Raw genomic sequence first — 19,966 nt, 5'->3', positions numbered from 1 at the left:
GCTTGACCTAATTGCTCTCTGGGAGTTATATCAATAAGTTTTACGGCTACCTAACCTAACCTTCCATCACCTGATTAAACCGATCTCTCCCCGCATGATAATCTTTACTTTCATACCCCATAACATGCCGGACAATCCACTTTTGTGATCTGCCATCCTCCATCAGTAAACGAATCGCCTTCCTTAACACCTGCTCCTGATCAACAAACCGTTCAACAAACCAGTTTTCGGTTTCCGCAAATCCCCGCTTATCATTTTCAGCACTGCGATTCAGATAAACGGCAGCTAATAATGCCTTAAATGATTTGCCTAAAACTTTCTCATTTCCCAAATTTAGCGCCGTCAACTCTTCAGTCGTGATTTGATTGATAAAGTTGGATTGATTATCTTTAGAGGTCAATTCCTTAAATAAGTCATTTAAATTGCCCACTTTAACATTGGGAAGATAGCCATACAAATAATCCGCAACTATCCCCTTCAATACCGCATCTCCCAGAAACCTTAACTGTTTATTCGGTGACGAACGCTCTTTGATCTTTTTTAAATGACGCTCTAGCAACGGTGCAATCAACTGCTTAACCAACCAATTCCGTGCTTGAGAAAACCCCCGATCCTGATGAATCGCCCCAACTAACGCGATCAATGCTTCTTCAAAGGGATTGTGATTTTGTAAACGCAAACGATGCCGTTCTTGCGTCAGTCCCAGAAACGGATACCCTTCGCCTAACCCCAATTGATACCACAGTTTTGTTAACCGTTGTCCTTCGACTAACTTGTCCCGTAATCCTTTAAAATTGCTCACCTCTAAATAGGGACAGTTGTGATATAAATAGTCAGTAATTACCAGATTAACAATAGCATCTCCAAGGAATTTTAATCGCTCGTTATTCTGTTCAGATTCTCCAATTTGTTCAGCATAAGAGCGATGCATCAAAGCAAGTCTAAGTGTATCACTATGCTTAAATTGAATACCAATTTGGTTTTCTAAAGATTCAGAATTCCATTCCATCATTTTTACAGGATTAAGACGTTTTAACAGTAGGTAATTGCACCGTCAGGACTGAACAGGGAGCATGGTGAAGAACGTAATTACTAGCACTCCCCAAAATTAACTCCGAAAGCCCCGACAAACCCCGATGACCAATGACAATCAGATCAGCTTGCCAATTCTTCGCCACCTTACAGATGGTTTCCCCCGGACTTCCTGGCACTTGGGTAAACTCAGCCGAGACACCAGCCGTCGTAGCTTCATCTGTGCGCGATCGCAAAATCTCCAGACATTCGCTTTCAAATTCGTCCCACTGCTTGCGGTAGGCAATATTCACATCATCTAATCGCCACGGATAATAGTCTGCATCAGAAAATCCTGGCATACCCGGACTCGTGTCTTCCTCCGGAGACAGAACGTGCAACAGCAATAGATGACCCTTGACCGCTTTGGCTAACTCTAGGGCTTGATCAAAAACATGATCACCCATACCAGAGGTATCTATGGCAACAAGCATCTTTTCAAACATAACCACTTTCTCCAAAACCCTGGTAAGTAGTAGGGTTGTTACCCCTCTGACAATGGTATAATGAATTTCAACTCTGGATAGTGCCGCTCGATTTCGGCAAAGCACTAGCTTATAGATGATAGATGCTAATTCTAATCTAGCGATTGTGTCGGAATCTGGCTCGAAAATATACAGAATAATTAATTTTTGTGAAAATCTAGATGCCAGAAACATCTCAGTTTTCACAGAAACTTTTGCAGCCAATACAAATCCGACACTCAACCTGGAAACCAAGGGCTGAGAGAGGGAAAAATTTCATGAGTTTAAATGCCCGCTTTGCCGTAATCAGTGACTTACACATTGCTCTACCCCAAACTATTTGGGATATTCCCACCCGTTTCCATTTAGTGGAAATCAGTATCCCTGCCCTAGAGTTAGTATTCAACCATTTAGAACGTCTTGATCTAGATTTTCTCCTGCTTCCAGGAGACTTAACCCAGCACGGCGAATCGACTAACCATGACTGGCTACAACGGCGATTGTCCCAGCTCCCCTACCCGGTTTACGTTGTACCTGGTAATCATGATGTCCCCACGCTATTGCCCAATGAACGTTCGATTGGACTGAAAGACTTTCCTCACTATTATCGTCAATTTGGCTATGACAATCCTGACCAACTCTACTACACCCGTAAAATTTTCCCCGGTGTGCAGCTTATTGGCTTAAATTCCAACCAATTTGACCAGACGGGTAAACAACGGGGTTGTCTGGATGCACCGCAATTGGCATGGCTTGAGGATGTACTTGCCCAGACTAAGGATAAGTTGATTGTGGTCATGGTACATCACAATGTCATCGAACATCTACCGGATCAAGCCAAACATCCCTTGGGACGCCGCTATATGCTGGATAATGCCCCCACCCTGTTAAATCTGCTCAAAGCGGCTGGGGTGAATTTAATCTTTACGGGTCATCTTCATGTCCAGGATATCGCCTATCACCAGGGAATCTATGATATTACCACTGGATCATTAGTCAGCTATCCCCATCCCTACCGAGTCTTAGAACTGCGAACCGATAATTTAGGAAATCGCTGGTTACAAATAGAATCCCATCACATCACCTCTGTACCTGGTTGGGAAAATCTGCCGGAAATTTCGCGAAAATGGATGGGCGATCGCTCTCATCCGTTTATGGTAAAGTTACTTACCGCCCCACCTTTATGTTTACCCCAACACGACGCGGATAAACTTGCCCCCAGTTTACGTAACTTTTGGGCTGATATTGCTGTGGGTGACACCTATTTTGATTTTCCCGATTTTCCGCCGCCTGTCCGCCGCTATTTCCAAACGTTCAGCGCGATGGATAGTAATGGTAAACCTGCTTTTATCGATAATCACGCGACATTATTGCTGGAGTCATGAATCTGTGAAGTGGACGCGATCGCTTATCATAGTGGGGCGAGGATGAACAAGGAGACTCGCTGAACCAAGAATCTTCGTCCATGCTTTCTTCATGGGCGGGAAGTGTCAATACAGATACTTAACTGCACTCTTGAGGAATTTCCCACAGAGGCAGGATTGAACATGGGAGATTCGATAAATGACTGTATATGAGAAAACCATAGCGAAGATTCGCCAATTACCGGAACCACTTGTCCAGCAAGTGAACGATTACATTGAGTTCCTGCTGATGAGAAGTGACAACAGACGTGCTGCCTTATGGATGCAGTTTAACGAAGCGCTAGAAATTGCTGAATCTGATTTCACTGACTACTTATCGAATTTAGAAGAGTATGAAGAACGTCTCGCTCGTGGAGAAATTCAGTGGTAGCCAAGCCTTTAAGCAGCTTACAAATCAGACGGGGATTTGTTCCAGCAGGAGTTGGGGGTTTAAGCCAAAATTCAGTGATTCTGTGTGAACAAATTCGAGTCATTGATAAATCTCGGATTATTAGAGTGCTTGGTCATTTGGATGATATCTATCTCCAAGAACTAGCTCAAGCTCTCTGTACGATTCTCGATCTATCACTTTGAGCTAATGGGTGAAGCAAAAGCTATTTTGTAGAGAATTATTTTCATCTATCCACACTAAACTCAATCAATCCTTGGAAGCGATCGCACGTTGATAAACTGATAAACTAGCATAGCCCTGCGCCTTGGCAACGGGTGTTATCTGTGGGGAAATGGCTTCCAGACATTTCAGCCTAATTTTGTCCAGGAATGACAAGACAGAGGCGACATATTGTTTTTGATGCTTCGTGTGATCAAATTTAATCGCATTCCACAGATGTTCTAACTGTTCCCAAGTCGAGCATTTTTGCAGGTGACAGGCTACAGCATTTTCCCATTGTTCCATTTGGCGATAACTGATAAATTGTCCACCTTTGTCCAAGCGGTGAACGAATAGAACATAAAGCCAGGATTCAACTTTGACAATTAGGGATTCGGAAATTCCCAGGAATTGGGCGATTTGGCGTTTGGTGATGCGGAACTTTTGGGCGGGGTTAATACGGCGAAATAAAGCAGTCATTGGAGTTTAGATTTTAATTTTTGAATAGGTGAATGGATCATCGTTTTCTGACGGGATATCAAAAATAATGGTAAAGTTCAACGTAGGCATGAACCGTTGCAGAACTTGCAGGTGTCCTTCTGCATCGCTGCGGCTGCGAAGACGGCAAACGACGCGCCGTTGACTGTTTGGCAGGTGGCGAACGATACACCACGGGTAGAGTTTATTTTTGTAGGTCATGATGTACTCTTGGTTATTGGGTGTTGAATCAGGGAATGTGGATTGGTGTTCTAGCCGATACCCTGTGAGTTGTTTGGGCGGGATTAATGGCGGTGAAAACGTTGCCAGTTGACCGTTTCCAGCGTTGGCGCTGGTAATCACCGTCAGGAGGGAAAACGGCGCGAATGGCAGCAAATTGTGGCGCGACAGCGAGTGTCGAGCTTGCGTTTAATGTCTTCATAGGGTATGTATGGATAGACTGAGTGAGTGCGATCGCCCTTTTGCGGCATCGCTTTTTGGTCAGATAAGATAAGATGTCTAATGCGTAAGCTATCTAGACAGCCAGATGAAACCTAGCCAATGGCGCTTCTCCTGTCTTCTGAGTCGTCAAGTTGAGCTAGCGCTAAAAGATTACAAATAGTCTACTAATTGAAAAAAATTAAAAAAGGAATTAAAGTCATGAAACAATTTTGGTTAGAAGATTGGCTAGACGGTTTACCTTATACTGTGATGGTAATAATTATTTCATTATTGGCAATTTTAAATTTAAATTTAGGATGGTTTGTAAATATAGTCGTTACAGTTTGGAGTATAGGTATTTTAATATCTAACATTGATAAGTATAAAAATACACACTCTTCTGATTACGCAAATGATTACGCAAATTGGTCTGAAAAAGGCTTTGGTTACTTACTGAGTGCTGTTCTTGCTTGGTTTGTGATTTTAAGTCTTTAGTTGGACGAAAACGATAGCCATTTATATCAACCTTCGTAACTATCCCCAATCAATCCTTGGGAGCGATCGCAACCCGAAACCCCAGCGCATCCAATAATTCAACCAGACTGTAAATTTCCGCCCCTCCGGTGTCTAACAGAATCTTGTCGAGCTTTTCATAGCTTTGTCTCGCTTCTTCTGAGAGATTATTCATTTGTACCCGCGCCTCGATAACATCCTTAAGCGTCAGACGAAGCACATCAGGTTGAGGGTCTTTTTCTGCCAATTCTAAAGCCACCTCAATATTACCCGCAGCCCTTTCAGGATCTTTGAGAGATTCAATCAGGTATTCGCGGTAGCTCCTACTTGTTTGCATTTTCACGTCTTTCATAGTCTCTCCAATATTCTTGAGCGTTACGAATATCTTGCGCTTGTGTGCTTTTATCTCCACCACAGAGTAAAATCACTATCGTTGTTCCCATTTGTCCAAAGTAGACCCGGTAGCCGGGACCCTAGTTAATTCTCAGTTCAAAGACTCCTTTTCCTACTGAGCGATAGTCCCCAAAATTGCCTAGCTGAATCCGCCTAAGCCTATTATCGATCTTACCTCTGCCTTTAGTATCTCGTAGAGCGTCAAGCCATTCCTCAAAGGGACTTCTCCCCTCTGCTGTCAGATAGTTCTGAATCTCTCTTGGCTGGACTTCCACTTGTTTAATGCAAATATGTCATGGATTAATTTACTGGAAAGCACTCGCACTCACCGTACCACCTACTTACGGTTGCCGACAAATGCCAAATACTGACGTGTAGCCGTGTAAAAATGTACTACCGCCAACGGGTCCAATCTCGCCATTACAGAAGAAGCCGCCAACTGAAATATTATTGATATAGCGACACAATAGTTGGGAATCAAAATCGGGTTTACCATACAATCCTTGACCCCGCCCTAAACAGGAAAACATTAATGCACCCGCCGTTTCTGGGGTGGAATTGACTTGGTTTTGATAATTCTGTAAAAGTAATTCTAAATCTTCCTCAGAGGTGCGAGCGTCTCGCAGATGGAACTGAATCCGTTGACCAGGGCGCACCCGATCGCCGATCGCGATCGCACCCAGTCTGGGATCAACGCCCAACAGATTGCGAATCAGGAAATCCCCTTGACCCAGACTTTGCTTAAACTCATCACGGGCAATGCCAATAAATAGAGAATGTTGCGCCAATTCGCGATCGCTCTCACTCAAGTTTTGAATTACGTCACGCAGCACAGCTAGCGGCGGCTGGGATTCAACCTCACTGAAGCTCATCCCATTACTATCCGCCAGTTCCAGTACAATATTTCGTTCACCTTTGGTGATTTGATAGGGTTGACCAATGGGACGACAGCCTTGGGAAACAATTGGGTCTAGTACCACATTCCCACTTAACGCCACGCCGATTGTACCTTCTCGATGTAGCGTACCTCCAGAGTATCGTTCCGAATCACGATAAAATAACCCACTCTGAACTCCCATGGCACTGGCACTGGCTAATCCTCCCACCTTAACCGAACCCGGATAGGCAAAATCTAGCCCTTGTAACAGATCATTGATTTTCGAGGAAAAGGGATCGGCTAATAAGATGAAATGGGGTTGATCTTGGGGGGAAACACCGATTAAGTCCACCCAAGTACTGGGTGAACTATCCAAGTCCGGCAAATCACTTCCCGGAATATGAAACGCCCGAACTGAAACCTCTGGCATACTTGCCAAACTAATTGACAGAGCGGGTTCTGCTTCAATTTCTTGAGGTTGACCTTGGGCATTCATCCCAATCACGCCACCTCCCCCACAACCAATGATCACAGGTACAGATAACCGTTCTTGTAGCAGGGGCATTAATCGGGAATACTCGCTGGCATAAGCTGAAGAGATGAACACCAGACCCAAATCCGCAGGCATTGACAACGATTGTTCCAGACGCTCTACCACCTCCGCGATCGCTGTTTCCAAGGACGGACGAGTTGATAAGGCATTTACCCACTTCATCAAATTTGCCGTGACTTTTACTGAGGTTTTCCCTAGGTAGGGTTTTTTTCGGGTTGGCTACAGGTGCAAAGCCTTATGATAACTCCAATTTGGCTAACTCCCAAAGGACTGGTGTCAGGGGGCAGGGGAGCAGGGTGGCGGGGGAGATGAGATTTTACGATATTTCAATGGCAAGAGGATAAATAGTGCTAAACAGCCCCCTACTTCCGGTAGTCGGGCAGATCGTGTAGAATTGTAAACAGCGTATCGACTTTTGCGGAACGTTAAACTATAGAATCCTAACGATCTATACGATCTATGAGTACCGACTTGGATATATTTCAGGGCGGTCAACACCAAATAAATAGACGTTCTGTACAATACATTAGTGCAGTAATCCGGAAATAAGGAAAGCAATGAGTGATATTCAAGAACAAATTGATCGGGAGCGTCAGCAAGCTAGAACTGTTTGTGACGCTCAAGGCGCAGAGTCCCCAGACTGTGCGGTAGCTTGGGATTCTGTCGAAGAGTTACAAGCTGAGGCAGCACACCAGAAGCAAAAAGGCACAAAGAAAACCTCCTTCGAGAAGTATTGCGAAGAAAATCCTGATGCAGATGAGTGCCGCGTCTACGACGAATAAGGGACTCTTCGTCTGCTATACGTGCCGATTTTGTATGGATGAATTCAGTGAATCAGTTTGGTGGCTGGAACTCCTTCGGGTGATTCCGGCTGCTTTTTTTGTTCCTGATAACCCGTGGTTCAGGACACCAGAACACCCGCCCAGTAATTGAAATCGATAATATTCCCGAAGCGGAGATGGCAAGATTACCGTACAATTTGGGAGGTGAACCGATCGCGGTGTCACTATACTGTTAAATCAAAGGAACTCGTCGGCTATTAGCTATGCCCGATCAACTTCTGCAAGCATTAGTCTGGACAGACTATCGGTTAGCCGTTTTATTTACGGTGTTGATTCCCCTGATCCTAATTATATGGGCTTTTGTCAAAAAAGCTGATGCCATGGTGCGCCTATTAATTATCTACTGGCGCGTATCCAGTTTACTGGCAATTACGGTTTATATCATGATTGCCTCGTGGCCCATTGGTTTTATCTCGGGTTGGCTTGCCCGAGTTTTGATTCCCATCTCCCTCTGGTTCTGGGTAGATGTGAATGAGGATATTGAGGATCAACCGACGAATCTGCTGAAACTTACGCTGACGGCTTGGCGCTGGGCAATAACGATTTACTGTGGGATTGGTGTCTTGTGGAGTCTTCCGTCTCTAGGATGCGCGTTTACTCCAGACGCTTTGGAAACGCTTGCCTGTAGAGTTTGGCTAGAACCTCCCTTTCTCTTTAAACAATACTTCCATCCTGAGTCTTCTCCTCAATTTTTGGGTTTTATTGGCATTGTTGGATTATTGATTTATGTTCTGTACTTGAGCTATTTTGTTTTAATTCGCTTAGGGAAACAGGGACGAATCGCGATGGAACAGTAGTGCGAAATTCAATGGGGAATATGAGGGAGATGAGGAATATGAGGGAGAGATTTCCCAATCAACAAATGACGTAGCTTGCTTCTCGCGAAAGCGAGTATGACAAATGACAAATGACGAATAACCAGTCAACTATGAACCAAGGAACTTCTATTGGACAGCGTTTAGAACAATACACAATTAAGTATCCTCAAGAAGTCTTACTCGTTACCGCTCAAATTGCTGGCGAAGAGGATCAGATTGCTATTTATAAGGGGTTTTCTAGTTCGTTGATGCGTCCAACAGCTTTCGATCCGGATGTGCCTGTCATACCACCCGAAGCAGAAATTGTCAAAATTGATCGCGTCGCGAGTCCCTATAATCCGGATGCACCTCGTTACATTCAGCAGGGGTTAACTTGGAAGGCGATTCAGCCGTTGTTGGTAGATGCTGGTGTTTAAGATTAAGCCTCACCAACTGCCTTGGGTTTTAACCCAAGGATCAACGCGAAAGTCATCTCAAATATACAGTTCATTGAATCAGAACAACGAGTCTTTTATCAACTCAGTTCTAGGGAAATCAATACAAAATGCTATTCGCGTAGCGCTATAAGTAGTTCACATGCTGATCAAACGGAGTTAACCGAGTTATGAGTTACGATTTTAATCTGTTTGTTATTGGTGGCGGTTCAGGCGGAATTGCCACAGCACGACGAGCAGCACAATATGGGGCAAAGGTAGGAGTAGCCGAATTCAGCCGCTTGGGAGGAACCTGTGTGAATCGCGGCTGTATTCCCAAAAAACTGATGGTTTATTCCTCTCATTTTCCGGAGGTGTTTGAAGAAGCCCAAGGGTATGGCTGGAGTCCAGTACAAAGCACTCTCGACTGGCATAAAATGATCGAGGCGGTGCAAAAGGAACTCGAACGCCTCAATGGAGTTTACCTGCGGATGTTGGATAATTCCGAAGTGCAACTGTTTCGGGGTTATGCCAAGTTTGTTGACCCTCATACGTTAGAAATTTTTGAGTCTCCCAATAGCAGTACGGCGTCACATAAAGTGAGTGCGGATAAAATTTTGATTGCCGTGGGTGGACACCCGGTTACGCCAAATATTCCGGGTATAGAACATGCGATTATCTCCGATGATATGTTCCTCCTCAAGGAGCAACCTAAGCGAGTGGTGATTCTCGGCGGTGGCTACATTGGTGTGGAATTTGCCTGTATTATGCATGGCTTGGGTTCTGAAGTGACTCAAATTATCCGCAAGGAGAAGATTTTGCGGGGGTTTGATGACGATATTCGGACTCAAATCCAGGAGGGAATGCAGCAACACGGTGTCCGAATTTTAGAGGGTAGCGTACCGACGGCGATTGAAAAGACAGGAGATGGATTAAAGGTTACGGTTTGCGGTAAGCATGAGGAAACCGTAATCGGGGATATCTTTCTCGCCGCCACAGGGCGCAAGCCGAATCTCCAGAATCTAGGGCTGGATAAGGCTGGAGTCGATCTCTGTCAAGATGCGATCGCGGTGGATGAGTATAGCCGTACTTCTCAACCTCATATCTATGCGGTTGGGGATTGCACAGATCGGATTAATTTGACGCCCGTTGCGATTAACGAAGGGCGTGCTTTTGCCGATACAGAATTTGGCGGCAAATCTCGGGTTATGAGCTATGAAAATGTCCCCTCGGCAGTATTTAGTACCCCAGAAGCAGCAACAGTAGGCTTAACCGAAGCCCAAGCCAGGGAAAAGCATGGCGATGCGGTGAAAGTCTATCGCGCCCGTTTCCGCCCCTTGTACCACACTCTCACTGGTCGAGAGGAACGGGTTATAGTGAAGTTAGTGGTTGACGAAACTACCGATAAAGTGTTAGGAGCGCACATGGTTGGAGCATCAGCGGCTGAGATTATTCAGGGCGTTGCGATCGCTGTGAAAATGGGAGCGAAAAAAGCCGATTTTGATGCTACCGTTGGTATTCATCCCTCGACCTCTGAGGAGTTTGTTACCTTGCGGTGATGTGAACCTTCAATAACCCCACGCTACTGACGTAGAGCGTGGGGATTGCAAGACAAATTGCAATTTAAACCGTTGAATACCGCATAGAGCCTAAACTTGGCACAGACTCTCGAATATTTCCCTAGTTCGAGCTATCTCTAAGACTTTTTGTCGAGTCGCTGGTAGAGACGTAGCATGCTACGTCTGTACAGGACATCTTAGTTTAGGTGGCGGGAAGGGACTACATTTCGACTTCGCTCAATGTAAACACTTTTACTCGAAGGTTTATCACCATGTTGCGAGTACCAGTCTTATCAAAATCAGGTAAGCCGTTAATGCCTTCCCTACCCAGTCGTGCTAGGCGTTGGCTAAGAGATGGTAAAGCTAAAGTCGTACACAACGACTTAGAATGCTTTGCCATTCAGCTAACGTTTGAAACGGAAGAAAATACTCAACCCATAGCTGTAGGAATAGATCCGGGTAAAAGATATTCCGGGATTGGGGTTCAATCAGCTTTAGTTACTCTCTGGATGGGGCATCTAGTCTTACCATTCAAAACGGTCAAAGAACGGATGGAGCTACGACGGATTATGCGCCGAGCCAGACGGGGAAGACGGATTAATCGGGAACTATCCTACTCCGAAAGATGTCACCGTCAAGCTCGGTTTGAGAATCGTAGACAAGGCAAATTACCACCATCGATTCGAGCAAACAAACAGCTAGAGCTACGGATAGTCAAAGAGTTGTTTAAGCTGTTCCCTATTAGCACCATCCATTATGAATTGGTCATGGCTGATGTAGACAAAAGCAGTGGGCGCAAGTCGGCTCGGTCTGGTGTTGGGTTCTCTCCTGTTATGGTAGGTCAGCGACAAATGCTAACTTGGCTGTCTGAATTAGCCCCTGTTGTTACCCATAAAGGATGGCAACGGGATGGCAACGGAACTAGCCAGCTTAGGCAGTGGTTAGGATTAGCCAAAGACAAGAAAGACAAATCGAACCAGACACCTGTAACTCATGCTGTTGATGGTGTGACCTTAGCCGCGTTCGAGTTTATCCGATGGCGGGAATGGCACTCTGATAATGTCAAGCACGGCGACTGGACGGGTAACGTTCATATATCGTCTGCACCATTTGCGGTAATCCGTAGACCGCCAATTAGCCGTAGGCAGTTACATCTGTGTGTCCCATCTAAAGGGGGTAAGCGGCGAAAGTACGGCGGCACTGTTACCCGCCATGGCTTCAGGAAAGGTGACAAGGTTATAGCTGAAAAGGCAGGAAAGACTTACACAGGTTGGTGTTCTGGAGACACCAAGACACAAGTTTCGGTCAGTGACGTTAACTGGAAACGGTTAGCACAATTCACGGCTAAAAAAGTCCAGTTTTTGCAGCGAAGTACGGGGTTAATCGTTCGCATTGAGCGAAGTCGAAATGTCGTGCCTTCAACTGGATTATCAAATCTCCCCTTATTGAAAGGGTCGATTTGACCGCTATCCCTCTCCACCCTCCTGAGCCTGCGAAGGATCTGCTGAGGGTGGAGTCTCACGCGAATACGATGAACAATGAACAATGAACCATGAATCATGAAAGATGGGCGTCTAATTACTACCATTTTCCTGATGCTACTCTCACCTGTGGCTACAGTTGACTTCAACGCTGTAGCCACAGCAGCAACCCATCTCCTGAAAGATGCAGATACAGTACGGCAATTGCTAGAAACCAATAGCTGTATTGGGTGTGATTTACGAGAGGTAAATCTAGAAGACGCTAAACTCAAAGGAGCCAACCTGCGAGGTGCTAATCTCCGGTTGGCTCAATTAAGTAGGGTTGAACTCAGCCGTGCTGACTTGGTGAATGCTATTCTCAGGAATGCTGACTTGATGGAGGCTTCTCTGGTGGATACCAACCTTAGTAATGCGGACTTGAGAGATACAAACCTGATCAATAGTTTTCTCACCCGCGCCAATTTGAGCAATGCTCTATTAGAGAATGCCAATCTCACCAATGCTTATCTCAAAGGCGCAAACTTAGAGGGCGCAAATTTACAGGGGGCTAACCTAGACGGGGCTGACTGGCGAGATGCTATTTTATGCCAGACGACGCTAGCAGATGGTACGGTATCAAATCGAGATTGTTGATTGGTCATTTGTCATTGGTCATTTGCCCTTAAAATTTTTGCACTCCGTTGGGGGCGGGTTTAGTGACATCCGGGTGAATACCAAACTTTAATGGTAAAACCCGCCCCTACAACAGACGTTCCACCAGACAGACGCGCCATGGCGCGTCTCTACAGCCCTGTTCCCTAAAACAATTCTGGACGTACCTCAACAGATGGATTATTATCCGTCACCACACAATTGGGAGCCGCTACTGTGCCATCAGGAAGCGTGGTTCGACATAACTGCGCTCCCTGCAAATTGACACCTGTTGCTCCCCGAAGATCCGTTTCAATGAGTTTTGCGCCTGTCAAGTTCGCGCCGCTTAAATCAGCTTCACTGAGATTTGCCCCATTGAAATTGACATTGGTTAAGTCTGCTAATGTCAAATTGGCTCGAACAAGATTTGTATTGCTTAAATCAGCACCTGTCATTCTCGCCGAGCTAAAATTTCCCAAACTCAGAGTTGATCCACTCAAATTTGCCCCGTATAAAATGACATAAGAGGCAAACGTACCATCTAAGCTAGCACCAACAATTTGAGCGCCACTCAAATTGGTATCGTACAACCGAGCGCCGCGAAAATTAGCATTAGCTAAAATGGCACGAGTCAAGTTAGCATAATCTAGCTTGGCATTGCTCAGATTTGCTCCTGTGAGATTGGCGGGAATTTCTGTGACAATTGCCCGATTCACCGATGTTTTAGGACTAAAGTTGGCAGCGCTGAGATCAACGCCTCCTAAATTGGCTCCTCTGAGATCAGCCGATCGCAAATCACAACCGACTAAACTGGGTCGATTTTGCCTCGGCAAAACATACGCTTGTTCGAGACGCCTGTCGTATTCAGTTCTTTCACTCAAATTGGCACCGGGAGCTTGTCTAGCTCGCTGACATTGTTGTTGAAAGTCTTGCTCAAAGTCCTCTCGAAACTGGGCGTTAGCTGGTAGTATTGAAACACCCAAACCCAGGGCTAGGTAAAATCCTAGGATTTTGATTATTGACCGAAACAGGGGATGTTTATTCACGACTCTTCAGTCACTACTAACGTTTAATTTTAGTGAATCATAATGCGACTCAGACCGCATCTCATTTGAGATTTTAGATTTTAGCAGCTTAACTGAGCCTCTTTTGTCAATAGTGTGATAACAAAAACTTATTGACTGAGTTTTACTATCAAATGATAGATGATATTGAGTCTTTGTTCTTTTAGAGTGGAAGTGACAACCACCACAATGTATAAAAATTAACTGCAATATGACAGCACAGCGGAAAAGTAGTTCATTGACAGACCATATCAGTGACGCGATCGCAACAACCACTCAAGTCGCCACGTTTGCCACTCAGTTGGCGACTAAAGCCACGCAATCGGCGGCTGATACCATTACCAGCACAAGCAAAGCTGTAGGAGAAGCTGTTCGCCCTGCGGCTGTGCGATTCGTAGAACCAGGAACGGAAACGGTGGGCAAAATCTTGACACCCATTGCAGAACACCCGCTGACTAAGTATGCTGCCAAAGTCCCAGGGATTAACTTGCTCGTTGCTGCATTGGGTCAAGTGGATTTGGAGCAAGCTCAAAAAGACGTAGACAAGCTGCGACAGGAGTACCCGTTTGACACATCCGAACAGCTAGCTCACCGGATTATGGTGGATACAGCAATCAAAGGGGGTAGGTTGGGATTAATCACCAACTTTATCCCCCCTTTAGCGCTGGCTTTATTTGGGATTGAGCTAGCGGCGGTTACAGCACTCCAAGCACAGATGGTTTATCGCATTGCAGCGGCTTATGGATTTTCGCTAAAAGAGCCAACGCGACGCGGTGAAGTTCTGGCAATTTTCGGCTTATCTGTAGGGGGTTCCGGAGTTCTTAAAGGGGGTTTGAGTTTTGTCGAAATTCTTCCGGTCATTGGTGCAGCCGTGGGAGCTTCTAGTAATGCAGCTCTCATTTATTCCCTCGGATTTGTTGCCAGTCAGTTTTATGAAGAAAAAAGAAACACCTTGACTCGATATCCTGAATAGCAACATTCCCCCAGCGCTGTCCCTGCAATTGACTGATTACTTTTTTTATCGCTAACTAGGATTACTAGACCGATGCTTTAGTGATCGCTATCACTAAAAAGTTCGTTTTTACCACACAGTAGCGAAAATTTAGATCACAACAATTGCCCCTAGAAATTTCTACCCTAGAAGTGAAGCCCACATTTCGATTTAAGTACGTGCTGTCAATCAGAATGTGGGCGGCTGTCAGGGTTTCAGGGGTGCATCTGCCCTTTCATATTCATTTAGGGTCTTTTTTCAGGCAGGGTGCATCTGCTTTCTCTAGTTTCGATCAATCATCAGCAAAATGGGTAGAGTTACGATGAAATCTAACCCGCTGAATATAAAAGTTTAGTAAAGTTTTATATTTTCCGACCTGCTCGCCACTATCCGTAAGCCGTCGAAGCGAAAGGTCAAAAGCATACTCTCGGACTTTCTGAGACATGGGGTTGAGTTAAGGGCGATCCTAAGCGCGGCAAAAATACTTGAGCAGCTTCTTAGATACGATGAAGCAGAGGGAGCAGAGGGAGCAGAGGGAGCAGGGGAAGCGGGGGGAGATATTAGCTGTTCAGTTATTTCTGCCTTCTTGCACTAGTATATTAAACTATACAGACGATCTCACTGAGGCAATTGGTGTTTTGAGAACCCTTTACTTTTTAGTCCCTGGAACTTATGGCAAGTTTGCTTGCGGCGGTCTTTGGGCGGAGTTGAAAACCCTGAGTCTGGCAAAGCAGGTTTGTCCTGCGGAGGTGGTCACCTATCGTCAACGGGAAAAGAATACGCTGTTCCTGGATGATTTGCTCAAAAAACAAGATTTAAATAATGTTATTTTTGTGGTCAGTTGGGGATTTGATAGTCCTAAACTTGTAGCAAAGTTAAAGTTACATCCGGTTATTTACCATGCCCATAGTGCTGGGTATGGTTTTCAACTTCCGGCGCGTATCCCTATTATTACCGTTAGTCGCAATACTATGGGATATTGGGGACAGCGATCGCCTAATTCTTTAATTTACTATTTACCTAATCATATTTCGGAAGAATTCCAGGACTTCAATCGAGAACGGGATATTGATGTGTTAGTTCAGGCGCGGAAATCGTCTGAGTATTTACTCCAGGATTTGATCCCAGAGTTACAGAAGCATTGTCGCGTTAAAGTCATTGATTCCTACGTCGAGGATTTAGTGGGACTCTTTAATCGGGCGAAAGTTTATTTGTATGATTCGGCTGAGTATTGGGCGCAACATGGGGTAAGTGAAGGCTTTGGGCTGCAACCAATGGAAGCCCTTGCTTGTGGCTGTCAGGTTTTTTCGAGTGTGAACGGGGGATTATCGGATTATTTAGATCCGGGGTTTAATTGCTATAAAATTGCGGTATATTCTCAAGAGTATGATATTAAACGCATTCTCAGAGTTATAGAAAATCCGTCACTCAAGCCTTTAGATGAACATTTTTTAGCGGAATATCGGTATAAAAATATTATCCATCGCCTGAAAATAATTTTAGCGGATGTCAACAATTTTTTTGATTTAAGCCAAAATAAACCGAGTAGTATTCCCCGTTTAACAAAAATACGATTAGCTAAATTAAGGCTCCAGAGTTTTTTGGATAAGCTGCGACAAAAATATATCCTTAAAAAATAAATTGTTCTCAACAGATTGCAGCCAATAGGTTCTGTAAATAGTCCTCAAACCTTGACAAATGACCCATGACGGCTACCAATGACCAAAGACCAATAACCCACCTCAAGAATAATCATCCTCCTCATCCAACATAATCGTATCTTCATGAAACACGCCAGTCTCTTGTTCCGCACCCGCTTCTAACTGTTCCTCTTCAGTTTCCGACTCGGAGAATTCCCACTCATTCACTTGGGCTGTCTCCCCAGCATACTGCTCTGTATCCGACACAGAGGGGCGTTGTCCCATTTCGTCCAATTGCTGCGTATCGCCACTATACTGCTCTGTATTCGACACAGACGGGTGGTGTCCCATCTCGTCTAATTGCTGCGTATCGCCACTATACTGCTCTGTATCCGACACCGGAGCTTCAGTTACCCACTCATCCACTTGGGCTGTCTCCCCAGCATACTGATCCGTTTCCGACACTGTAGCTTGAGCATTTAACTGCTCACGGTCAAACTGTTCGGTTTCCCCATCATAGCGATCGCTCCCTTGGGAGTAAATGGTTGGTAACATGAGTTCCCCTTCGGCACTCTCAATGAAAATCATCGGATCATCTTCAAACAAATGCTCCTCTTCGATGGTTTTTACGAAGGGAGAGACAACCAAAGATTGGTAATAGGACTGAAACTCGTCCCAGGAAAAGAACGCTCCACTTTTAACCGCAAACTGTTTATTCGGTTCATCTAACTGGGCATCTACTAAACAAGCATTGGTTAAATTCGCCGACGTTAAATTAGCACCCCGCAGATCCGCCCCCAATAAATTCGCCCCTTCTAACTGCGCCCCTTTGAGATCCGCATCCGCTAAATTTGCCCCGACTAAACTTGCCCAGGCTAAATTTGCCTGTTGTAAATTAGCTGCTGCTAAATTAATCCCACTTAACTCAGCCGTCGATAAATCGGCATGGACAAGATTCGCCTCTGCCAGCATTACCCGATTTAAACAGGCTTGGGGTAAATGAATCTGAGCCAAACTTCGTCTCGCCCGTTGCCAAAATGTGGTAGGAGATAGGGCAACGGTACGACCCATAAAACTTAACAATTGATCGGCATCAAAGTCCTGGGGAATCTCTGGATTGCCACAGGGCCAGAAGGGGAGATTGGCTTCTCTGGCGGCTGAACAGAGGACTAAAAAGACATTTAATCCCACGGTGGCATCAATTTGTAACGTATTCAAGGGATTGTTCAAATCCCGCAACTGTTCGTGAACCCGATGAGCCACCCCTTCATCAAACCACCGTCCGCGACAGTAGGCGCGATAGAAGCGATAGAGTCGTTGAAATAATACCGGGAAGGAAAAGGCGTCCGCATTGCGCTGTTGCTCCCGTCGTAGTCTCTCAATTACCAATTCTTCTATTTGAGGAGACAATAAACCATACCCCAACAACTGATAAAGATGTTCAGCCAGATGGAGGGACGAATTAATCACAAACGAGACTTCCCCATATTGGTTCGGCAGCTTTTGCGTTAATGCCTTCAGTTGCAGGGCAATTTCTTCGGCAGCTAAATAGTCGCCTAAACTGGGGTGAGAAAACTCAATGGAGAGGGGGGCTGATGTCGCTTTCTGGGACGAAAATGATTGGCGCGGTGAGGACTTCACCCAGTCTCCGGCTTTATCTCTGGGCTGGGTGCGGAAAAAGAACGTGGGTAGGGGTTGGGTAAACGACTCAGGCGTCGTTTCTTGATTCTGGAACCGATTCTGGATTACTGTTTGTGTCACTTGATTCTGACCCGTCTGCAAAATCGTCAGGGCTGTCCCTTGCATTTGATGGCGTAACTGTTGCGGGGAACGTCCTTCCAAGAGATTCGCGATCGCTTCTAGGGAACGCCCTGCATGGGAAAAGCCTTCGCGAATTAACTCCAAGGGCGGTCCACTCCCACTCGTCGGTTCCCCCAGCAACCAGCGACTTATCCGGTCATAGATTTCAAACTTAACCTCAGCCGGACTCATTTTAAAGATACGATCGTCAATTAAGGCATCTCGATGTAAAATTCCCACCAAATACAGCATCAATGGACGAGTCAGCAGCGCCACTAAATCAGGATTCGGAGATTGCGGCTGAAATACACCACCATGTTTTAAGAAGTTAAAGTACGACTGGGCAATGGATTTAGATTGGAGTTTTGCCCACTGGAGAAACCACTTGCGGAATTCCTCCTTCGCCATCGGTTCAATGACGATGCGCTGGAGTCGGCTTTGCAGCGGCGGTAGACTACTATGGCGATACCTACGCGCCAACACACCATCCAAGGTAACCGGGCGACTGGTAAGGATAATTTTGTGGCGAGGCGAATTTGACCCATTTTTCTGGGTATGGAATCGCATCACCTGATCCATAAATGTCCACAAGTGACGCTCCGTCTGGGGAGAACGGGGCAATTCATTCAAACCATCTAAAATCAGCAAACAAGGGGGGGAACTGCGAGAGAACCACCCGTCTGTATCCGTGAACCGTCCCACCGGGAAGGCTGTCTCCAAGGTTTGCTCCAAGGTTTGACCTAACGTAACATCCCGCAGGCGAATAATCACAGGCATCCACTGAGGATACAGCTCTTGCGCTACCCGGGCTGCTAACATCTGACAGAAACTGGTCTTACCACAGCCACCATCGGCTTCAATCACCGCAATACGGTTTTTGTCATTCAGTTGAGCCATCACCCATGCCATTAAATCCGTCGGTGGCGAGGAAGCAGCAGCGAGATAGGCAGGGTCGAGATCATGTTTGCGGCGTCGTTCCCGGTTTTCTTGTCCCAGCGTGGTAGGGAGGCGTCTGCCGTTCAGGGACACGTAGATTTCCTTGAGGGAAAAGGGTTCCGCAAATAAGGGTTCGCTTAAGGACCGGGAAAGTTCCGCCCGATAATATTCTCGATCCAAATCCAGGGTCAATTGGGGCGTGGAAAACTCTTCCTCCTCATCCTCTTCTGGAGGGGTGTTGAGGGTGTTACTTAAATGACCTAACCGGACAAACTTTTGCAGTTGCGCCAAGGGTAGCGCATTTTCGGCAATCACCTTGAGCAAATGACCCGCGAGTCCATTACTCAACCGTTGGGTTAATAACTTCGCTTCGGTTTCCTCCGCCCCATTCGCCACAAACCAGGCGATCGCTAAATTATTCATCTGCTGCACCAGAAAGGAATTTGCCACAGATGACAGGGCTTGTTCAGCTTGGGAATCACTGAGACGCCCGGGTCGCAGGGTTTTCAGCAAAGCAATTAATTGGGGATCAACCAGAGGTTCCTCAGCATTCGGTGACGCCGGGACTTGGGCGCGGTTCACCCAGGGTCTTCGCAGTTGAGCTTCTTGCTCTAAAATTCCTTGTAATGCGTTCAGATACGCCACCTGAAAACTCAGCCAGGTGCCTTCACTCCGGCGTAAGGGCTTCTTGCGACTCAAAATCCGCAGCAACCCCACCGTTAACTGAGACAAAATCGGCGCGACTTGCCAAGCGACGGTTAACGGTAACTCCAACACTTCGGTTAAGACACTAATCGCAAAGGGATTCAGACTCTTAACCTCCATGTCTTGGGCAATGCGAAACGCAATGCCCGCCAACTGGGCGTTATCCTGTCCCAGTTGGGCAAGTTCAATGTGGCGTTCTGCTAGCCAATGGCGAATGCTCAGCCTCATGCCACCCTAACTACTCCAAAACGATTCCTCATCTTATTGTGGACTCTATTGAACGGA

General features: G+C 45.9%; 20 protein-coding genes and 1 pseudogene. 12 read left to right on the top strand and 9 right to left on the bottom strand.

Annotated elements, in window-relative coordinates:
* Positions 1–55: 55 nt before the first annotated feature.
* Positions 56–1,012, bottom strand: coding sequence for a ribonuclease III domain-containing protein (locus tag MC7420_RS10960; protein ID WP_198016429.1), 957 nt, complete (start codon positions 1,010–1,012; stop codon positions 56–58).
* Positions 1,013–1,022: 10 nt separating this feature from the next.
* Positions 1,023–1,517 (bottom strand): universal stress protein, encoded by a 495-nt coding sequence (locus tag MC7420_RS10955; protein WP_006100643.1) that lies wholly within the window; start codon positions 1,515–1,517, stop codon positions 1,023–1,025.
* A 296-nt stretch (positions 1,518–1,813) separates the two neighbouring features.
* Here MC7420_RS10955 and MC7420_RS10950 point away from each other — a divergent pair, with 296 nt between their 5' ends.
* The 3 genes from MC7420_RS10950 (at position 1,814) to MC7420_RS10940 (ending at position 3,532) form a co-directional block, all read left to right on the top strand.
* Positions 1,814–2,920 carry a metallophosphoesterase family protein gene (locus MC7420_RS10950; RefSeq protein ID WP_006100421.1) on the top strand — a complete coding sequence of 369 codons (1,107 nt, stop codon included), beginning with the start codon at positions 1,814–1,816 and terminating at the stop codon, positions 2,918–2,920.
* Between the two features lie 178 nt (positions 2,921–3,098).
* The gene (locus tag MC7420_RS10945; RefSeq protein ID WP_044206540.1) at positions 3,099–3,329 is read left to right on the top strand and encodes a hypothetical protein; all 231 of its coding nucleotides are present in this window, start codon (positions 3,099–3,101) and stop codon (positions 3,327–3,329) included.
* The gene (locus MC7420_RS10940) at positions 3,323–3,532 is read left to right on the top strand and encodes a type II toxin-antitoxin system PemK/MazF family toxin (RefSeq protein ID WP_006100552.1); all 210 of its coding nucleotides are present in this window, start codon (positions 3,323–3,325) and stop codon (positions 3,530–3,532) included. The genes MC7420_RS10945 and MC7420_RS10940 overlap by 7 nt, the downstream gene beginning before the upstream one ends.
* A 64-nt stretch (positions 3,533–3,596) precedes the next feature.
* On the opposite strand, the gene MC7420_RS10935 is transcribed toward MC7420_RS10940, so the two are convergent.
* Both MC7420_RS10935 and MC7420_RS43800 read right to left on the bottom strand, forming a co-directional pair.
* Positions 3,597–4,028: a hypothetical protein gene (locus tag MC7420_RS10935; protein WP_006100494.1), complete on the bottom strand. Its 432-nt coding sequence runs from the start codon at positions 4,026–4,028 to the stop codon at positions 3,597–3,599.
* A 6-nt stretch (positions 4,029–4,034) separates the two neighbouring features.
* A complete protein-coding gene (locus MC7420_RS43800; RefSeq protein ID WP_006100690.1) occupies positions 4,035–4,421 on the bottom strand; it encodes a hypothetical protein in 387 nt (128 codons plus the stop codon).
* 264 nt (positions 4,422–4,685) lie between these two features.
* Between MC7420_RS43800 and MC7420_RS10925 the strand changes: the two genes are divergently transcribed.
* Positions 4,686–4,961 (top strand): hypothetical protein, encoded by a 276-nt coding sequence (locus MC7420_RS10925; protein WP_044206539.1) that lies wholly within the window; start codon positions 4,686–4,688, stop codon positions 4,959–4,961.
* A gap of 49 nt (positions 4,962–5,010) precedes the next feature.
* Here MC7420_RS10925 and MC7420_RS10920 read toward each other — a convergent pair whose 3' ends face one another.
* From MC7420_RS10920 to MC7420_RS10910, 3 genes and pseudogenes are all read right to left on the bottom strand, one after another.
* Positions 5,011–5,331, bottom strand: coding sequence for a helix-turn-helix domain-containing transcriptional regulator (locus tag MC7420_RS10920; RefSeq protein WP_006100530.1), 321 nt, complete (start codon positions 5,329–5,331; stop codon positions 5,011–5,013).
* Positions 5,303–5,647, bottom strand: a pseudogene (locus MC7420_RS42415) (type II toxin-antitoxin system RelE/ParE family toxin). Before MC7420_RS42415 ends, MC7420_RS10920 begins: the two are co-directional and overlap by 29 nt.
* Positions 5,648–5,713: 66 nt before the next feature.
* The gene (locus MC7420_RS10910; protein ID WP_006100576.1) at positions 5,714–6,964 is read right to left on the bottom strand and encodes an FIST signal transduction protein; all 1,251 of its coding nucleotides are present in this window, start codon (positions 6,962–6,964) and stop codon (positions 5,714–5,716) included.
* A gap of 395 nt (positions 6,965–7,359) precedes the next feature.
* On the opposite strand from MC7420_RS10910, the gene MC7420_RS10905 reads away from it, so the two are divergent.
* The 6 genes from MC7420_RS10905 (at position 7,360) to MC7420_RS10880 (ending at position 12,548) form a co-directional block, all read left to right on the top strand.
* Positions 7,360–7,584, top strand: a complete 225-nt coding sequence (locus MC7420_RS10905) for a Calvin cycle protein CP12 (RefSeq protein WP_006100550.1) — start codon at positions 7,360–7,362, stop codon at positions 7,582–7,584.
* Positions 7,585–7,847: 263 nt separating this feature from the next.
* Positions 7,848–8,441, top strand: a complete 594-nt coding sequence (locus MC7420_RS10900) for a DUF3177 family protein (protein WP_006100696.1) — start codon at positions 7,848–7,850, stop codon at positions 8,439–8,441.
* A 110-nt stretch (positions 8,442–8,551) separates the two neighbouring features.
* Positions 8,552–8,878, top strand: coding sequence for a DUF7734 family protein (locus tag MC7420_RS10895; protein WP_232231686.1), 327 nt, complete (start codon positions 8,552–8,554; stop codon positions 8,876–8,878).
* A 188-nt stretch (positions 8,879–9,066) separates the two neighbouring features.
* On the top strand, positions 9,067–10,434 hold the full coding sequence (gene gor, locus MC7420_RS10890; protein ID WP_006100513.1) for a glutathione-disulfide reductase: 1,368 nt from the start codon (positions 9,067–9,069) through the stop codon (positions 10,432–10,434).
* 272 nt (positions 10,435–10,706) lie between these two features.
* Positions 10,707–11,897: an RRXRR domain-containing protein gene (locus MC7420_RS10885; protein ID WP_006100580.1), complete on the top strand. Its 1,191-nt coding sequence runs from the start codon at positions 10,707–10,709 to the stop codon at positions 11,895–11,897.
* Between the two features lie 96 nt (positions 11,898–11,993).
* Positions 11,994–12,548 (top strand): pentapeptide repeat-containing protein, encoded by a 555-nt coding sequence (locus tag MC7420_RS10880; RefSeq protein WP_006100535.1) that lies wholly within the window; start codon positions 11,994–11,996, stop codon positions 12,546–12,548.
* 164 nt (positions 12,549–12,712) lie between these two features.
* Here MC7420_RS10880 and MC7420_RS10875 read toward each other — a convergent pair whose 3' ends face one another.
* Positions 12,713–13,591 carry a pentapeptide repeat-containing protein gene (locus MC7420_RS10875; RefSeq protein ID WP_006100436.1) on the bottom strand — a complete coding sequence of 293 codons (879 nt, stop codon included), beginning with the start codon at positions 13,589–13,591 and terminating at the stop codon, positions 12,713–12,715.
* 229 nt (positions 13,592–13,820) lie between these two features.
* Between MC7420_RS10875 and MC7420_RS10870 the strand changes: the two genes are divergently transcribed.
* Positions 13,821–14,582: a hypothetical protein gene (locus tag MC7420_RS10870; RefSeq protein ID WP_044206535.1), complete on the top strand. Its 762-nt coding sequence runs from the start codon at positions 13,821–13,823 to the stop codon at positions 14,580–14,582.
* 656 nt (positions 14,583–15,238) lie between these two features.
* The gene (locus MC7420_RS10865) at positions 15,239–16,240 is read left to right on the top strand and encodes a glycosyltransferase (protein ID WP_044206745.1); all 1,002 of its coding nucleotides are present in this window, start codon (positions 15,239–15,241) and stop codon (positions 16,238–16,240) included.
* A gap of 102 nt (positions 16,241–16,342) precedes the next feature.
* Here MC7420_RS10865 and MC7420_RS10860 read toward each other — a convergent pair whose 3' ends face one another.
* Positions 16,343–19,909: a pentapeptide repeat-containing protein gene (locus tag MC7420_RS10860; protein ID WP_006100638.1), complete on the bottom strand. Its 3,567-nt coding sequence runs from the start codon at positions 19,907–19,909 to the stop codon at positions 16,343–16,345.
* Between the last annotated feature and the right edge of the window lie 57 nt (positions 19,910–19,966).

The organism is Coleofasciculus chthonoplastes PCC 7420 (genome assembly GCF_000155555.1).
GTDB classification, from domain to species: Bacteria; Cyanobacteriota; Cyanobacteriia; order Cyanobacteriales; family Coleofasciculaceae; genus Coleofasciculus; species Coleofasciculus chthonoplastes_A.
The sequence above is the reverse complement of the archived record's forward strand: the minus strand, read 5'-3'. Positions and strand labels throughout refer to the sequence as shown.